13 protein-coding genes are annotated in these 15,331 nt (G+C 65.8%); 5 read left to right on the forward strand and 8 right to left on the reverse strand.

The features are described from left to right. Nucleotides 1-67: 67 nt before the first annotated feature. From pip to panB, 3 genes are read right to left on the reverse strand one after another with little or no spacing between them, the layout of a single operon-like run. The gene (pip, locus tag WAW17_RS08555; RefSeq protein ID WP_422332564.1) at nucleotides 68-1,024 is read right to left on the reverse strand and encodes a prolyl aminopeptidase; all 957 of its coding nucleotides are present in this window, start codon (nucleotides 1,022-1,024) and stop codon (nucleotides 68-70) included. A 35-nt stretch (nucleotides 1,025-1,059) separates the two neighbouring features. Next, nucleotides 1,060-1,497 (reverse strand): hypothetical protein, encoded by a 438-nt coding sequence (locus WAW17_RS08560; protein ID WP_422332552.1) that lies wholly within the window; start codon nucleotides 1,495-1,497, stop codon nucleotides 1,060-1,062. A 42-nt stretch (nucleotides 1,498-1,539) separates the two neighbouring features. Beyond that, entirely contained in the window at nucleotides 1,540-2,385 is an 846-nt protein-coding gene (gene panB / locus WAW17_RS08565; RefSeq protein WP_422332553.1) for a 3-methyl-2-oxobutanoate hydroxymethyltransferase, read from the reverse strand. Between the two features lie 190 nt (nucleotides 2,386-2,575). On the opposite strand from panB, the gene WAW17_RS08570 reads away from it, so the two are divergent. The 4 genes from WAW17_RS08570 (at nucleotide 2,576) to WAW17_RS08585 (ending at nucleotide 9,644) form a co-directional block, all read left to right on the forward strand. Continuing rightward, nucleotides 2,576-4,162 (forward strand): alpha/beta hydrolase, encoded by a 1,587-nt coding sequence (locus WAW17_RS08570; RefSeq protein ID WP_422332554.1) that lies wholly within the window; start codon nucleotides 2,576-2,578, stop codon nucleotides 4,160-4,162. Between the two features lie 113 nt (nucleotides 4,163-4,275). Further along, the gene (gene glnA, locus WAW17_RS08575; RefSeq protein WP_422332555.1) at nucleotides 4,276-5,616 is read left to right on the forward strand and encodes a type I glutamate--ammonia ligase; all 1,341 of its coding nucleotides are present in this window, start codon (nucleotides 4,276-4,278) and stop codon (nucleotides 5,614-5,616) included. 4 nt (nucleotides 5,617-5,620) lie between these two features. Next, on the forward strand, nucleotides 5,621-8,632 hold the full coding sequence (locus WAW17_RS08580; protein WP_422332556.1) for a bifunctional [glutamine synthetase] adenylyltransferase/[glutamine synthetase]-adenylyl-L-tyrosine phosphorylase: 3,012 nt from the start codon (nucleotides 5,621-5,623) through the stop codon (nucleotides 8,630-8,632). Between the two features lie 13 nt (nucleotides 8,633-8,645). After that, entirely contained in the window at nucleotides 8,646-9,644 is a 999-nt protein-coding gene (locus tag WAW17_RS08585) for an endonuclease/exonuclease/phosphatase family protein (protein ID WP_422332557.1), read from the forward strand. Nucleotides 9,645-9,648: 4 nt separating this feature from the next. On the opposite strand, the gene WAW17_RS08590 is transcribed toward WAW17_RS08585, so the two are convergent. From WAW17_RS08590 to WAW17_RS08610, 5 genes are all read right to left on the reverse strand, one after another. After that, nucleotides 9,649-10,644 carry a glycine betaine ABC transporter substrate-binding protein gene (locus WAW17_RS08590; RefSeq protein WP_422332558.1) on the reverse strand — a complete coding sequence of 332 codons (996 nt, stop codon included), beginning with the start codon at nucleotides 10,642-10,644 and terminating at the stop codon, nucleotides 9,649-9,651. After that, nucleotides 10,641-11,423: an ABC transporter permease gene (locus WAW17_RS08595; protein WP_422332559.1), complete on the reverse strand. Its 783-nt coding sequence runs from the start codon at nucleotides 11,421-11,423 to the stop codon at nucleotides 10,641-10,643. The genes WAW17_RS08590 and WAW17_RS08595 overlap by 4 nt, the downstream gene beginning before the upstream one ends. Continuing rightward, a complete protein-coding gene (locus WAW17_RS08600; protein WP_422332560.1) occupies nucleotides 11,420-12,595 on the reverse strand; it encodes an ABC transporter ATP-binding protein in 1,176 nt (391 codons plus the stop codon). Before WAW17_RS08600 ends, WAW17_RS08595 begins: the two co-directional genes overlap by 4 nt. Then, nucleotides 12,588-13,238, reverse strand: coding sequence for an ABC transporter permease (locus WAW17_RS08605; RefSeq protein ID WP_422332565.1), 651 nt, complete (start codon nucleotides 13,236-13,238; stop codon nucleotides 12,588-12,590). The genes WAW17_RS08600 and WAW17_RS08605 overlap by 8 nt, the downstream gene beginning before the upstream one ends. A 136-nt stretch (nucleotides 13,239-13,374) precedes the next feature. Next, complete coding sequence (locus tag WAW17_RS08610; RefSeq protein ID WP_422332561.1) at nucleotides 13,375-14,355, reverse strand: antibiotic biosynthesis monooxygenase; 981 nt, start codon at nucleotides 14,353-14,355, stop codon at nucleotides 13,375-13,377. Nucleotides 14,356-14,657: 302 nt separating this feature from the next. Here WAW17_RS08610 and WAW17_RS08615 point away from each other — a divergent pair. Beyond that, a partial coding sequence (locus WAW17_RS08615; RefSeq protein ID WP_422332562.1) for an ABC transporter substrate-binding protein occupies nucleotides 14,658-15,331 on the forward strand: 674 nt, incomplete at its 3' end.

Genomic DNA, 15,331 nt, shown 5'->3' on the forward strand with positions numbered 1-15,331 from the left:
GCATGAACTCAGTGTGCATCGAACTCAGTGTGCATGAACGCAGCGTCCGCGGATCGCTGACGTCGATTCAGTTGCGGTACCCGTCCGTGGCTTGCACGAGGCGGTGCACGATGCCCGGTTCCATTGCCGAGTGCCCGGCATCGTCGACGATCTCCAGGCGAGACCCGGGCCAGACCCGGTGGAGCGCCCATGCGCTGGTGGCGGGGCACACCACGTCGTAGCGGCCCTGAACGATCACACCCGGAATGCCTTCCAGCGCAGCGGCATCCCGTAGCAGCTGGTCGTCGTCCAGAAAGCCGCCGTGTCGGAAGTAGTGGTTCTCGATGCGGGCGAACGCGAGCGCGAACCTCGGTTCCGACGACTCCGCCACCCGTTCCGGCCGGGGGAGCAGGAAACTGGTGGCACCCTCCCACGTCGACCACGCGATCGCCGCACGCGTCGCCACCTCTGGATCCTCGGCATGAAGAAGCCGGTGATAGGCCTCCACGAGGTCGCCGTCGCGTTCGGACTCGGGTACCGGCGCGAGAAACTGGTCCCATCGTTCCGGGAAGATGTTTCCCGCCCCGCCGTTGTAGTACCAGTCGATTTCGCTGCGGCGAAGCAGGAAGACGCCGCGGAGCACGAGTTCGGTGACCCGTTGCGGGTACTGCTGCGCGTAGGCCAGGGCGAGGGTGGAACCCCATGATCCGCCGAACACCTGCCAGCGGTCGATCCCGAGGTGGCTGCGCAGCAGCTCGATATCGTCGATCAGGTGGCCGGTCGTGTTGACGGCCAGATCGGCGCCGTCCGCCACGTGAGGTGTGGAGCGCCCGCAGCCGCGTTGATCCAGGAGAACGATCCGGTACACCTGTGGATCGAAGAACCGGCGATGGGCAGGATCGGTGCCACCGCCCGGACCGCCATGAAGGAAGATCACCGGTTTTCCATCGGGGTTCCCGCTCATTTCCCAATACATCTTCTGCCCGTCGCCGACCTCGAGATGTCCGAAGTGATACGGCTCGAGCGTCGGATAGAGGGTGCTCAGCTGCGACTGGGTGGGAAGCTCGGTCACGTCGACCCTCAGAATCCGATGAGGCCGGATGCCAGGTCGGGTATGTCCAACGCGGTGACCGCCTGCTGCCGGACGTCGGGACAGGACGCCGTGGTGATTTCGTCGATCCGGCCGCGATCCCGCAGGAAGTCGAGCGCGTTGAGATTGCTACCAGCGATCCAGGAGGCGACCAGTCCGTTCAGCCCGGTCTTACCGATGGTGGGGGTGTACGTGCGCCAGCTCTGCAGCTGTCCCTCGAGATCGCTGCACAGTTGGGCGGCCTGGGCCTCGGTGACACCGCCGGGAACCACGGCGGTTCCGGAATCCGTCGGGGCGGGGGCCGGGGGAGGGGCGGTTCCGGGGGACGGCGTCCCGCCCTGCCCGGCACATCCCGCGACGGTTGCTGCAATCAGGAGCGTCCCGGCGGCGAAAGCCCCCACGCGCTGACGACGGCTGGTTCGGGACATGCGGCGTCGCATGACACCCCTCTCGAGTTGGTGTGGGAGCGGTCAGAAACTGTGCTCCGGTGCCGGGAAGGTTCCCGCCCGTACCTCGGTCGCGTAATCCGCGGCCGCGGCCCGCAATTCGTCGCCGACGTTACCGAAGCGCTTGACGAACTTGGCCGTCTTGCCGCTGGTGTAACCGGCCATGTCCTGCCACACGAGGACCTGCGCGTCACACTCCGCGCCGGCTCCGATCCCCACGGTGGGAATGGTGAGCTTGCGGGTCACCTGTCCGGCGAGTTCGGCGGGCACCATCTCCATCACGACGGAGAACGCGCCGGCTTCCTGCACTGCGATCGCGTCGGCGATGAGCTGTTCCGCGCCGTCGCCGCGGCCCTGGACACGGAAACCACCGAGTGAATTGACACTCTGCGGCGTGAAGCCGATGTGCGCCATCACCGGGATGCCGGCGGCGGTGATGGCCGCGATCTGCGAAACCACTCGTTCGCCACCCTCGAGCTTGACGGCGTGCGCGAGGCCCTCCTTCAGGAAGCGCGTCGCGGTTGCCAGAGCCTGCTCGGGTGAACTCTCGTAGCTTCCGAACGGAAGATCCGCCACGACGAGGGCGTGCGGCGCGCCGCGGACCACTCCGCGTACCAAGGGCAGGAGTTCGTCGACCGTGACGGGCACGGTGGTCTCGTAGCCGTAGACGACGTTGGCGGCGGAGTCGCCTACGAGGAGCACGGGAATGCCGGCCTCCTCGAAGAGGCGGGCGCTGGAGTAGTCGTATGCGGTGAGCATCGCCCAGCGTTCACCCTCGGCCTTCATCGCCTGCAGATGGTGCGTGCGTGTCTTGCGCTTGGGTGCATCCTGATGCGAGGCGGACGAGCCGTACGGGTTGTTTTCGGACATCGTTGTCCCTTTCTGGCCTCGAGGCCCTTGGCGGGTCCCCGGGTGCGGGTGATGACGCCTACAGTCTGCCATCGCCGGGTGGGGGTGCGAAGAGCGCGGCGCGGTGCGTTAGGTCACACGGGCGGCGACTGTGACGAGGTCATGATCTCCCTCGACGCTCCCGCGCGACGGACACTGGCACCATCGTCGTATGTCGAAGAATGCTCGCGGTGTCGGGGGAAAGCGTGGCGCTGCCGCGTTCGCGGGATGTGTGGCCGTTGTCTTGGTGGTCTCGGGCTGCGGCGAGGAAGGGGGAGGAGCCGGCGGGGCCGTTGCCGAGTCTTCCGCGTCGGACTCCGCAGCGCCTGCGCCGACTCCCGGGGGCCTGGAGTCGTTCTACGGCCAGGAACTTACCTGGGGCCCGTGCGACGGGTACAGCACTGACGGATCGCCGCTCGGGGACGACCTGGACTGCGCGACGGTGACCGTGCCCAACGACTATGCGGATCCGGACGGTGCCACGGCGCAGATCGCACTGTCCCGGTCGAAGGCGAGCGGCGCCAGGATCGGTTCGCTACTCGTCAACCCGGGCGGCCCGGGAGCGTCGGGACTCGGCCTCGCATCGGTCGCCGCGGGAACCGAACTCGCCGAGCGCTTCGACGTCATCGGATTCGATCCCCGCGGGGTCGGTGCCTCCACACCGCAGGTCCGGTGCCTGACCGATGTCGAGGCGGACGCGAGGCGAAAAGAGAACGACGTCGACATGACTTTCGCCGGGATCGCGCGGACCGAGGCGAAGAACCGGGAGTACGCGCAGAAGTGCGCGGAACGAACGGGTGTGGACGTGCTCGCGCACGTCGGGACGTATGACGTGGTGCGCGACATGGATGTGATTCGCGCGGTGCTCGGTGACGACGAGCTCAACTATCTCGGTTACTCGTACGGGACCCGGCTGGGTTCGGTCTACGCGGAAACGTTCCCGGGCAACATCCGCGCCATGGTGCTCGACGGTGCTCTGGATCCCGAGCAGGATCCCACCGAGGAGGTGATCCTGCAGGCAGCCGGCTTCCAGGACGCGTTCGACGCGTTCGCTGCTCAGTGCATGCAGCAGGACGATTGTCCGCTCGGCACGGATCCGCCCCAGGCAAATGCCCGATTCCGTGCGCTCGTCGATCCGCTGGTCGACAAGCCCGCCGCCACGACGGATCCGCGGGGTCTCAGCTACACCGACGCTATGACCGGGGTCCAGCAGGCGCTGTACTCGCCCAGTTTGTGGGGTCCTCTGCGCGGGGGGCTTCAGAGCCTCGCGAACGGCACGGGCGACTCGCTCCTGATGCTCGCCGACATCTACGAGGGACGAGCGGACGACGGTACGTACTCGAACCTCGATGACGCGTTCAATGCGATCAGGTGCGTGGACGACCCGCCGGTCACGGATCGGGCAGTGGTGGGCGAGGCGGACATGCGGTACCGGCAGGCTGCGCCCTTCCTCGACGACGGACGTGGCACGGGCAATGCGCCACTGGACGTGTGCGCATTCTGGCCGGTACCCAACACCGGCGTGCCGCACACCGTCGATGCGCCCGGGATCCCGACGGTGGTGGTCGTGTCGACCACAGAGGATCCGGCCACTCCTTATCAGGCGGGTGTGGACCTGGCGAAGCAGCTGTCCGGTGCGCTCATCACGTATCGAGGTACGCAGCACACCGTCGTTCTGGACGGAGAATCGTGCGTCGACGAAGCGATCGTCGACTACTTCGTGGATCTCACGGTGCCGCCGGCAGATCTGACGTGCTGACACCGGTGCGCGGCGGAGGTCCACGACCCCGTGAGCTGTATGGATTCCAAATGCCGGCGAGACGAATCAGCCAAGTAACACAGATTTAACCTACTATGCTTACGCTCGCGGACATGGATCGCCAAAAGGAATTCGTGCTTCGCACCCTCGAAGAGCGCGACATCCGGTTCGTCCGATTGTGGTTCACGGACGTACTCGGATACCTCAAGTCGGTGGCGATCGCCCCCGCTGAACTCGAAGGTGCCTTCGAGGAGGGGATCGGCTTCGACGGTTCCGCGATCGAGGGCTTCTCCCGGGTATCGGAAGCCGATACAGTGGCGAAGCCTGATGCCTCCACCTTCCAGGTGCTTCCGTGGAGCTCGAGCAAAGGCCATCAGCATTCCGCCCGCATGTTCTGCGACATCGCGATGCCCGACGGGACGCCGTCCTGGGCCGATTCGCGGCACGTCCTGCGCCGTCAGCTCAACAAGGCCGCCGACCTCGGATTCAGCTGCTACGTACATCCGGAGATCGAGTTCTTTCTGCTGGAGAAGGACGCCGGCGAGGGCGGGTCGCCGATACCGGCCGACAACGGTGGGTACTTCGACCAGGCCGTGCACCAGTCGGCACCCAATTTCCGCCGGCACGCCGTCGATGCGCTCGAGTCCATGGGCATCTCGGTCGAGTTCAGCCACCATGAGGCCGCGCCGGGCCAGCAGGAAATAGATCTGCGCTACGCCGATGCCCTGTCGATGGCCGACAACGTGATGACCTTCCGCTACGTGGTCAAGGAGGTCGCGCTCAACGAGGGTGTGCGCGCGTCCTTCATGCCGAAGCCGTTCGGCGACGAGGCCGGCTCCGCCATGCATACCCATATGAGTCTCTTCGAGGGCGACACGAACGCCTTCCACAATCCCGACGACCCGATGCAGTTGTCCGCGACGGGCAAGGCATTCATCGCCGGCATTCTCGAGCATGCGAATGAGATCACCGCGGTCACCAACCAGTGGGTGAACTCGTACAAGCGCCTCGTGCAGGGCGGTGAAGCGCCGACTGCCGCCTCCTGGGGGCCGTCCAACCGCTCCGCGCTGGTGCGGGTGCCGATGTACACACCGAACAAGGCGTCCTCGCGTCGAGTCGAGATCCGTAGCCCTGATTCGGCCTGCAACCCGTACCTCACCTTCGCTGTTCTCCTCGCCGCCGGTCTGCGCGGTATCGAGAAGGGGTATGACCTGCCGCCGGAGGCCGAGGACGACGTGTGGGCGCTGACTCCCGCGGAGCGCCGCGCCATGGGGTACCGGGAACTGCCCACCGATCTCGACATCGCACTGCGCGAGATGGAGAAGTCCGAACTCGTCGCAGAAGCGCTCGGCGAGCACGTTTTCGAGTTCTTCCTGCGGAACAAGTGGCGTGAGTGGGAAGACTACCGCCGCAATGTGACACCCTTCGAACTGAAGCGATATCTAGGACTGTGACGCGATGGTGAAGCCGCCGCCTGCGCGGTCTGCCGTGCCCACTCCCGGACGTCTCGGTCTCGTCGAGCCGACGGCACCCGACGAACTCCGTCAGCTGGGCTGGGTGGACGAGGAGAGCATCGAACTGCTCTGGTCGCTTTCCCGAGCCCCCAATGCGGATCTCGCGCTCCGTACCTTGGTGCGCCTCAAGGATCAGTTGGGCGAGGGCTGGTCCGAGTTGGACAAGGCCCTACGCACCGACAAAAGTCTGCGGGGGCGGCTGTTCGGTCTTCTCGGGGCCTCCATGGCCTTCGGCGACCACCTGGTGTCCGACCCCGGACTCTGGACCATGCTCGCCGGTGACCTCGCTCTGCCGTCCAAGGAATACCTCACCGAGCAGTTGCTGGCAGCGGTCGAGGCCGCTCCGGAGCAAGGCGTTCCGCCGGAGGCGGGTCTCTACCGGGCCGGCCGGACCGGACCGGAAGCGACTGCAGCCCTGCGAAAGTCGTACCGGGATCAACTGATGCTGCTGGCCGCACTGGACTTGGCTGCCACCGTCGAAAACGAAGTAGTACTTCCGTACCAGGTTGTGGGCCACCAGCTGTCCGACCTTGCCGATGCCGCGTTGAACGCGGCCCTCGCCGTGGCGGTGGCCATGGTGTGTCCCGAGGCACCCTGTCCCGCGCGTCTCGCGGTGATCGCCATGGGCAAGTGCGGCGCGCGTGAGCTCAACTACGTCAGCGACGTCGACGTGGTGTTCGTCGCCGAGCCCGCCGACGCCATCGCGAGCCGCATCGCCGGTGAGATGATGCGGATCGGGTCGTCGGCATTCTTCGATGTCGACGCCGCACTCCGTCCGGAAGGCAAGAGCGGAGAACTGGTCCGCACCGTCGACTCCCACGTCGCCTACTACACGCGCTGGGCCAAGACCTGGGAATTCCAGGCCCTGCTCAAGGCTCGCCCGATGATCGGTGATGTCGAGCTGGGCAGGCAGTACGCCGAGGCGCTCGGCCCGATGGTGTGGATCGCTTCCGAGCGTGAGGACTTCGTTGCCGAGGTGCAGGCCATGCGTCGGCGGGTGGAGGAGATGGTTCCTTCCGAGCTCCGCGAACGGGAACTCAAACTGGGCCGCGGGAGCCTGCGGGACGTGGAATTCGCCGTGCAACTCCTGCAACTCGTTCACGGCCGTGCTGACGAGTCCCTGCATGTGCAGAGCACCATCGATGCCCTCACCGCGCTGGCCTCAGGCGGGTATGTCGGACGGGACGACGCCGCGAACCTGGCGGCGTCCTACGAGTTCCTGCGGTTGCTCGAGCACCGGCTGCAGTTGCAGAGGCTGCGGCGCACTCACACCCTGCCTCCCGCGGACGACGAAGAAGCGCTCCGATGGCTGGCTCGGGCCGCGCACATGCGTCCCGACGGCACCAAGGACGCCCTCGGGGTTCTTCGGGCCGAGATCAAGCGCAACGCACATCGGGTACGGCGTCTGCACGCCAAGTTGTTCTACCGCCCGCTGCTCGAGTCGGTGGCCCGGATGGACAAGGACGCATTGCGGCTCAGCCCGGATGCGGCGATCCGCCAGTTGGCCGCGCTGGGGTACGCCGCCCCTGAGCACGCGCTCGGACACCTCACCGCTCTGACCGGCGGCGCGTCGCGCAAGGGCAGAATCCAGGCCCTGCTGCTGCCGACTTTGCTCGAATCCTTGGGTGACACACCGGATCCGGACGCCGGACTGCTCGCCTATCGGCGGCTGTCGGATGCCATGACCGACCAGACGTGGTTCCTGCGACTGCTCCGTGACGAGGCCTCGGTCGCCGAGCGGTTGATGACCGTTCTGGGCTCGTCCGGATACGTTCCTGATCTGTTGATCAAGGCGCCGGACGTGGTGCGGTTGTTCGCAGACTCGCCGAACGGACCCAGACTGCTCGAGTCCAACCCCGACGACGTGGCGCGCGGAATCCTCACCGCATCGGCACGGCACAGTGACCCGTCGCGTGCCATCGCGGCGGCCCGCTCGCTCCGCCGATACGAACTGGCGCGGATCGCGTCCGCCGACATTCTGGGCATGCTCGATGTTCCCGGTGTGTGCCGCGCGCTGTCGTCGGTCTGGGCCGCCGTGCTCAACGCGGCTTTGGCCGCGGTCATCACCGCGAGTGAACGGGAACGCGGCACGCCGGCACCTGCCGCCCTCGCCGTGATCGGCATGGGCAGACTGGGTGGCGGTGAATTGGGATACGGTTCGGACGCCGACGTGCTCTTCGTCTGTGAACCCCGTGAGGGTGCCGACGAGACCGTCGCCGTCAAATGGGCCGACAGTGTCGCGGACAAGGTTCGGAACCTGCTCGGCGCGCCCAGCACGGATCCGCCGCTCGAGGTCGACACCGGGTTGCGGCCAGAGGGTCGCAGTGGTCCGGTGGTGCGCACGCTGGCATCGTACGAGGCGTATTACGCACAGTGGGCGCAAGCGTGGGAGGTTCAGGCCCTGCTGCGCGCTCATCCCGTCGCGGGCGATGCCGACCTCGGACTGCGTTTCCTGCACATGATCGACAAGACCCGCTACCCGGAGGGCGGGGTGTCGGAGCAGGCCGTGCGCGAGATCCGCAGGATCAAGGCACGCGTCGATTCCGAAAGGCTTCCCCGCGGCGCGGACCCCGCCACGCACACCAAGCTGGGGCGCGGCGGTCTCGCCGATATCGAATGGACCGTCCAGCTGATCCAGCTCCGGTACGCGCACGAGATCCCGTCGCTCCACAACACCTCGACGCTGGAGACCCTCGACGCGATCGGGGCGGCCGAATTGCTCAGCGAGTCGGACGTCGAACTGCTGCGCGACGCGTGGATCACGGCAACCAAGGCCCGCAACTGTCTGGTGCTGGTGCGCGGCAAGCCGACCGATCAGTTGCCGGGTCCGGGACGGGTCCTGTCCGGTGTGGCGAAACTTGCGGGATTCGGTGGAGACTCCGCCGAATTCCTCGACCATTATCTTCGGGTCACCCGGCGTGCCAAAGCAGTGGTGGAGAGAGTCTTCGGGGGATGATCGCCACCTGGGGGTGCGCGCACTGGTCGCGGTCGGCTGGCTCGCGGTGGCTGTCGGCGCCTTCGGCGTCGCACTCGGATTTCTGGATGTACCCAACCAGCGGCTACTTGTACTCGCCTCGGCCGCACCGTATCTGATGGCCGTGGCCGCGCTCGGTGTGCTGACACTCGGAGTGACCCGGCACTGGGTCGGGTTCGGTACGGCCCTGGCCGTGTCCGCGGTGGCCGTGCTGTCGCAGGCACCGCTGTACCTGCCCAACGGTTCGGTATCGGCGTCCGGACCGGACCTGACGGTGATGCAGGCCAATATCTGGCTCGGCAACGCGGACCCCGACCCGCTTGTCCGGCAGATCGAATCCCGTCACGTCGACGTGCTGACGGTGAACGAACTGACGCCGGAAGCCGTCGACAGGCTGCTGGCTTCGGGAATCGAATCGGCTCTGCCGCACTCGTTTCTGCGGCCGGGTAACGGCGGGGTGGGGACCGGGATCTGGAGTCGGTACCCGCTGTCCGAACAGGTGCATCACGAAGAGTTCCTTCTCTCCGCACTATCCGCCCGGGTCGCGGTTCCGGATGGCGGCAGCGTGGCGGTGTTCGCGTTCCATCCGGTGCCGCCGTGGCCGTCGGATCCCTCGGTGTGGTCGGGGGAGATGGACCGCATCAAAGCTATCCTCGACGCGATCCCGGAGGATTCCGGCCCGGTGATCCTCAGCGGCGACTTCAATTCCACGCGCGACCACGTCAAGTACCGCAATCTGTTGAGCGGGCGCTTCCAGGACGCGGCGGATCAGGTGGGTGCCGGAATCCAGAACACCTATCCCGCGGACAGGCGGCCCCTCCCGCCGATGATCGCGATCGACCACATCATCACCGCCGGCGCGGTCCGTGGAATCGGTGGTGATCACCGGTTCCGATCACCGCGGCCTCATCGCGACCGTCGCCCTCGACAGTCGGTAGACTCCAGTGCTTCGAACTCACGGCCTGCGCGGAACCGGTCGGGAGGCATGAGGTAGACCGTCATGGCAGCGTGACGAACCCCTGTTCGACCATCCACGCGCGCGCCACGTCTGCCGGTTCTCGGCCGTCGACGTCCACCTGCCGGTTCAGTTCGGTGATCTCCCGATTGGTCAGTGCGTTCGAGATCGGCGCGATCACCCCCGCGATCTGGGGATGCGCGTCGGCGAAGTCCTTGCGCATCGTGATCGCCGGGTTGTATTTGGGGAAGAACTGCCGGTCGTCCTCGAGGAGTACGAGATCGAGGGCGATGATACGGCCGTCCGTGGTGAATACCTCACCGAACTTGCATTGGTTTCCGTCGGCGGTGGCCTGGTAGATGATGCCGGTCTGCAGGATCGGTCGTTCGACACGGGCTGGATCGAACCCGTACGTCGCCGCCAGACCGGGAAACCCGTCCTGGCGGACATTGAACTCCGTTTCGACGCAGGTGGTGGCGGCGGCCGGGTCACGATCGACCAGATCTGCGTATTGCGACAGTGTGGTGATTCCCGTCTGCTCGGCCATCTGCCGACTCATGGCCAGTGCATACGTGTTGTTCATCGGCGCCGGATCCACCCACACCATGTTGTTGCGGGCGAGGTCCTGGTCCCGGACCGCCTCGAATTGTGCAACAGGATCGGGCAACGGTGTTTCGTTGCCCAGGTAGTTGATCCATCCGGTTCCCGTGTACTCGTAGGTGACGTCGATCTGACCGTCCAGCTGGGCATCCCGAGTGCTGTTCGACCCCTGGATGTTGGTCAGATCGCGCACCTCCATACCGGCTGCGCTGAGCGCAAATTCGATGATATAGCCGAGGATCACCTGCTCGGTGAAGTCCTTCGAACCCACGGTCACTTTCACATCTTCGAGATCCGGAACGGGTTGGATGCTGCCCGGCGCCACGGCCAAGGGCAGCGCTCCGCCGGATTCCAGCCCGCAGGACACCAGGAGCGCTGCGGCCAGGGCGATCGCACCGGTGGCGACACTCCGGCGGCCTCTCGGCGGCGGTGTCCTCATCGCAGTCCTTTCGGGCCGAGGAATTCTTCGGCCAGGGCCCCGCACCAGTCGACCAGCAACGCGAGTGCGACGGCGAGCACCGCACCGACCACGAGGGTGACGTTGTCCCGCAATTTGTATCCGGTGTCGATGAGGATTCCCAGGCCGCCCGCGCTGACGAGGAAACTCAGCGTGGCGGTGCCGACCGCGAGCACCAGTGACGTCCGCAGACCCGCGAGGATGTAGGGGACGGCGAGTGGAAGCTCGACCTTGCGCAGAACCCGTCCGGCCGACATGCCTTGCCCGCGTCCTGCATCGATGATCGCAGGGTCGACCTCTCGTAGACCCAGCATGGTGTTGCGCAGCACCGGCAGCAGCGAATAGAACGCGATGGGTAACACGCCGATCCAGAATCCGGTCCTGCCCGTCGCCAGGAACAGCAGAACGAGCAGGCCGATGGCAGGTGCCGCCTGGCCGATGTTCGCGATGCCGACGAAAATTGGTGCAAGCCTGGTGAATCCGGGCCGTGTGAGCAGAATACCGAGGGGCACGGCGATCACCACGACGATGGCGACGACCACCACCGTGATCAAGACATGCTGCCACGTCAGGGTCGCGATGTTCCCGGCGTCGATACTGCCCTTCTGAGTGGCGCTCAGGTCCCGGCTGAACGCCCAGCCGAGCACCCCCGCCACGAGTAGCACGACGATGATCGGCTGCACCAGAAGCCGGGCACGCTCCGACCGGCGCCCGGCCTGCACGGCGTCCACCGTGGTGTCGGTGGTCTCGACCGCCGTCACGACCGGTCCTCGTCCCCGTATTCCTCGCGCATGGCGGACAGGTGTTTCACCAGGGTGTCGATCGTGATCAGCCCCTCGTACTCGCCGCGGCGCCCGGTGACGACGGTGGAGGCGCTGCTCTCGGCCAGCAGCGCTTCGAGTGCGTCCTGCAACGTGGAGTGGGTCGAGACCATCTCGCCGACGGGCGTGCCGACGTCCTCCAACGACGTGGCGTGGGCTAGTTGGTTCGGTGACACCCAGCGGAGAGGACGATTGTGGTCGTCGAGGATCAGCGCCCACTTGGTCTTCCGCGTCGTGAGTGCAGTACGCACGACGTCCACCGAATCGTCCAGGTGCGCCGTGGGGCAGTCGAGCAACGGCACGTCCCGCACACGGGTGAGGGTCAACTGTTTGAGTGAGGCGTCGGCCCCGACGAATCCGGCCACGGTGTCGTTGGCGGGGTTCGCGAGAATCGCCTCTGGAGTGTCGTATTGCATGATGCGCGAACGGTCTCCGAGCACCGCGATGCGGTCGCCGAGTTTGACCGCCTCGTTGAAATCGTGGGTGACGAAGACGATCGTCTTGCCGAGCTCCGACTGCAGCCGCATCAGTTCGTCCTGCAGGAGTCCCCGGGTGATGGGATCGACCGCACCGAATGGCTCGTCCATCAGCAGCACGGGCGGATCGGCGGCCAACGCGCGGGCGACGCCGACCCGCTGCTGCTGACCGCCCGAGAGCTGACGGGGGTAACGGTCGCGGTACTGGTCGGGGTCGAGGCCGACCAGATCGAGCATCTCGTCGGTACGCTGTGCGATCTTCTTCTTGTTCCACCCGAGCAGGCCCGGGACCGTCGCAACGTTCTTCGCGATCGTCAGGTGGGGGAACAACCCAGCCTGCTGAATCGAGTAGCCGATGCCGCGTCGCAACGTGTCCGGATCGATGGACAGGGCGTCCTTGCCGCCGATCGTGATCCTTCCCGACGTCGGTTCGATGAGGCGGTTGATCATGCGCATCGTGGTCGTCTTGCCGCACCCCGACGGCCCCACCAGAACCACGATCTCCCCGGCGGGGATGTCCATCGACACGTGGTCGACGGCGGGTCGGGCCTGTCCCGGATAGTTCTTCACCACGTCCTCGAGGACGATGTCGACGCCGGAAACGGTGGTGTCGACGGATGTGTCGGTGTCAGTCACGGATCCCCCTGGAGATGGTGAGTCGGCCGACGACGACGTAGAGGCCGTCGAGAACGAGGGCGAGGAGCACGATGAGCACGGTCCCGGTCAGTGCCTGCGGCACCGCGGTCGGGCTGCCCACACGCGACAACCCGGAGAAGATCAGGTTGCCGAGCCCAGGCCCCTTTGCGTAAGCCGCGATGGCCAGGATGCCCATGAGCATCTGCGTGGAGACTCGCATGCCGGTCAGGATCGACGGCCACGCGAGGGGAAGCTCGATGCGGCCGAGAACGGTGATGCGGCCCATCCCGATTCCCCGTGCCGCATCGGTGACGGCGGGATCGACCGATGCAAGTCCGAGGATGGGGTTGCGGATGATCGGGAGCAGTGCGTACAGCACGAGTGCCGTGACGGTGGGTGCCACCCCGAGTCCGAGGATCGGGATCAGCAGGCCGAGGAGGGCGAAGGACGGCACCGTGAGGATGGTGCTGGCGAGAGCGGTCGCGACGGCAGACCCCGCGGGACTGCGGTAAACGAGAACTCCGATGGTCACCGCGAGGACCGTGGCGATGACCACCGACTGCACCACGGCGCTGACGTGCAGGAACGAGTCGGTGAGAAGTCGCTGGCGGCGTGCGGACACGAAGTCCCACAGTTGCCCGATATCCAACCGGTGACCTCTTTCGTGCTCGGCCCGAGCATGGCAGTCGAGTATTCCTCCGTTGGTTCACCCTTCTATGCGCTCGGCCGGCTCGCAGGCGAATGCGAAATCCCGAGACCGATGTCATGAGGTGGTGGGATCAGGCGGTGGGGATGGCGAGCAGTAGCGTGCACACGGCGATGGACACGCCGAACAGTGCGACCATCACGGCGTATCCGAGATTTCGGCGCCGGTCCGCAATGGTGGGGTCCATCCACCACCCGAATGCCTTGAACGCCGACGGAACCGCCCACCAACCGAGAATCTGGGTGGTGACGACGTTGCCGATGAACAGCGCGATGGCAGTGGAGACACCGTGGGCTTCGATCAGGGGAGCACTGACGAAATGCCCCCAGACCACGACGAGGGGGTACAGGACGAGGAGCACGATCAGGTTGCTGCGGGCGATCGGGACCTCGGGTGTCTCCCGGTCGACGCCGCCGCGGAACCAGAAGTCGAATCCGTAGCTCGCCTTGCGGATTCGGAGGTTCTCGTTGAATCTCGCTCCCTCTTCCAGAAGGGCTGCCCGTTCCGGGGAGTTCAACCATCTCTCCAGGTTGTCCTCGCTGTCGAAGCTGAGGATGATCGTCCAGTCCTCGGTGATTCCGGGGACGGGCCGCTCCACCTTGTGGCCGCGAAAGCCCGCGAACCGGGCCTCCGCTGTGGAGATGCGGCGCTGCCAGTCCATGAATGCGGATTCGTCCGCCGGGGCGATGTGGCAGGAGATCACCACCGACGACGCGGACTGAGCGCGGGTCTCCTCGCCGGTAAGCAGGTGGATGTCTTCGTTACCGATGAACGCATGCTTGATCTCGGCCACCAGGGCTGTTCGTTCGTCACTGTCGAGCCATGCCCGCGCCGCGTCGAGCGTGGTGAATCGCTGCACGGCAACCCAGTCGTCCTGCACTGGTGGCGACGGCGGAACCACTTCCTGATCGATGAACCCCGGCCGCCGCGCGAGAACCTCGCCTGCCCGCTTCTGCCACCGCGAATACTCGTCGAAACTGGCGTCGTCGACGCGCCGTTGGAAGATCACCGAAACCGGGGAGTTTTCGGGATCGCGACCGGACTGTCGGGACAACGGTGATTCACCTCCGCCGAGCACTGGGCACTGTCGGCTGCGAGCGGCAGTCTTCCGAATCTTACGGCCACCCGGTCGTCGGCGTGAGTCGTTGCGAGTGGGGCGAAGTGAACTCACCCTCCATTTTCGACGTCTCAGGGCCCGACCGTCCACGCGGTGCACCGTGATCCGGCGCCTTCGCAACCTGAACCGAGGACCCACTCGAGTGGGCGTTGTTGCGCAAATGCTGAGTGAACAACTTCTTTTGATTTAGGATAGTCTCCCCTAACTAAGGGGAACCAATCCTAAGAAGTGAGGAAGATATGGGTCGCAAGGCCTTTGTGAAGAAGCGATACGTTGCGCTGCCTCCGTTGCTGGCGGGTGCACTGTTGGCCGCCTCCTGCGGCTCCGACGGCAGTTCGGCGACAGACGGTCCCGACACCGCCACGAGCCTGACCATCGCACTCGCCACCGATGCCGGGCCGATGAACATCTTCAAGGGCCTGAGCGACCAGATGACCGAACTGATCTACGACAAGCTACTGGCCCCCTCACCGTACGTCGATGATCCGCAGCCCTGGCTCGCCACCGAGGTGCGTCAGGAGAGCGCCACGACCTGGCAGGTGGATCTGCGTGACGACGTGACCTGGCACGACGGCGAGGCGTTCACTGCCGACGACGTCGTTTTCAGCTTCCATTTCATGCACGCAGCGCCCACCGGACGCTTCACGCACCACGTCAACGACACTCCCTCCATCTCGACGATCAACAAGCTCGACGACACCACCGTCGAATTCGTCTGCGACTACGCATGTCCCGAGCTGGGAACCGTGACTTTGGCCGACCTGCCGATTCTCCCCGAACACGTGTGGGCCCTCGTCGACCCGGACAAGGCGAAGGAGATCACCGACCTTCCGGTCGGAACGGGCCCGTTCGAACTCGTCGAATACAGCACTACTTCCGGCTACAAGCTCGAGGCGAACGAGGACTATTTCGC

This window comes from Rhodococcus sp. (in: high G+C Gram-positive bacteria), assembly GCF_049286785.1.
Classification (GTDB): domain Bacteria; phylum Actinomycetota; class Actinomycetes; order Mycobacteriales; family Mycobacteriaceae; genus Rhodococcus_F.

Bases quoted from the DNA above. Each gene is read 5' to 3' on its own strand.
- WAW17_RS08560 (WP_422332552.1), bottom strand. From the start codon at position 1,497: ATGTCCCGAACCAGCCGTCGTCAGCGCGTGGGGGCTTTCGCCGCCGGG.
- panB (WP_422332553.1), bottom strand. From the start codon at position 2,385: ATGTCCGAAAACAACCCGTACGGCTCGTCCGCCTCGCATCAGGATGCA.
- WAW17_RS08570 (WP_422332554.1), top strand. From the start codon at position 2,576: ATGTCGAAGAATGCTCGCGGTGTCGGGGGAAAGCGTGGCGCTGCCGCG.
- glnA (WP_422332555.1), top strand. From the start codon at position 4,276: ATGGATCGCCAAAAGGAATTCGTGCTTCGCACCCTCGAAGAGCGCGAC.
- WAW17_RS08580 (WP_422332556.1), top strand. From the start codon at position 5,621: ATGGTGAAGCCGCCGCCTGCGCGGTCTGCCGTGCCCACTCCCGGACGT.
- WAW17_RS08590 (WP_422332558.1), bottom strand. From the start codon at position 10,644: ATGAGGACACCGCCGCCGAGAGGCCGCCGGAGTGTCGCCACCGGTGCG.